Origin of the sequence: Methylobacterium marchantiae (genome assembly GCF_042679825.1) — a bacterium.
Taxonomy (GTDB): domain Bacteria; phylum Pseudomonadota; class Alphaproteobacteria; order Rhizobiales; family Beijerinckiaceae; genus Methylobacterium; species Methylobacterium marchantiae.
Genome location: NZ_JBHTND010000079.1, coordinates 1 through 1009 on the forward strand (window position 1 = coordinate 1; position 1009 = coordinate 1009).

Annotated in this window: 1 protein-coding gene; it reads left to right on the forward strand. The window is 59.3% G+C overall.

Annotated features, from left to right (window positions below; translation table 11 throughout):
* On the forward strand, positions 1-361 hold a 361-nt coding region (locus ACFQ4G_RS21890; RefSeq protein ID WP_379041117.1), incomplete at its 5' end, for a hypothetical protein.
* Positions 362-1009: the final 648 nt, after the last annotated feature.

Consider the following 1009-nt stretch of genomic DNA (forward strand, 5'->3'; position numbering starts at 1 on the left):
GCCGAGGCCGAAGCCCGCTACTATGCCAAAGCCGAGGCTCAACCCTTGGCCGCCTGAACCCAAACCAAATGGTCTCCGGAAAACCCGGCGCGGTTCATTCGATGCGACGGGCGAACAGGCCGGACGTCTCGAAGAGCTTGCGACCTCCGGCAGGCGGATCAAGGGAGATCGGCTGCGAGACCTCGCCAACGGAACCCAGCAGGTCATCTGGGGCGAGTTTCAGGCTTACGCGGATGCGAGCGCTACGGTGCCCGTGTTTATGGTGCCCGCCATCGACAGCAGCTTCTACGAAGTCGCCACCAACGACCCGCGTGTCCTGCAAAACCTCAGGGCAACCTTCCGCGATGTCAGGCCGGCCTAATCACCAGACGCTCTTTTCACACAGCCTCCACCCTTCTCGGACATTCAAGGGTCGGTCCATAACGTCAGATTTCCACAACTAACAGTGCTCCCAGCGATGGGGCGTGCGGCGCTCCCAGTCAACGACTCCTCCGCCCGTGACCCTGGCTGCTTCGACGTTCCCCCTCAGCTCTGTTCCCCGCCTGCCGAAGGGCAAAGGCGATCTGTTCGTTCGTGAAGTGTTTGCGAGGCATGGCATCCACCCTCCTTCAGGGTTCAGGATGCCTAAAAAACTCGCGCTCAGCGCGGACCAGTTTGCTGGGTCAGGGTCAGTCTTTCGCTGGCGGCCCAGTACTCCGACTTGCAAGCTTGGCAATAAAACAAGGAACAAACGCCGGCCACGTGCGGCTGATCCGAGAGCCTGTCAGCCTAGACTGCAGCTTAGCAGTTGCACTTCCACTACGTATAGTCTGCCGTGTCGGCATTTTAAACACACCGAAACAGCATTGGGCGGCGCAGACGCAAGTTTGGACCCACAAGCATGATTTTGGGACGCACAGACAACTCGCGTCCCTAAGTGTCTGTCCGGCGACATATTGAGTGATGTGAGGGGTTTGTGATTCAAGGCTGCCTGTGTGGAGGCTGCCGATGTGGACGACTGAGAACCGGA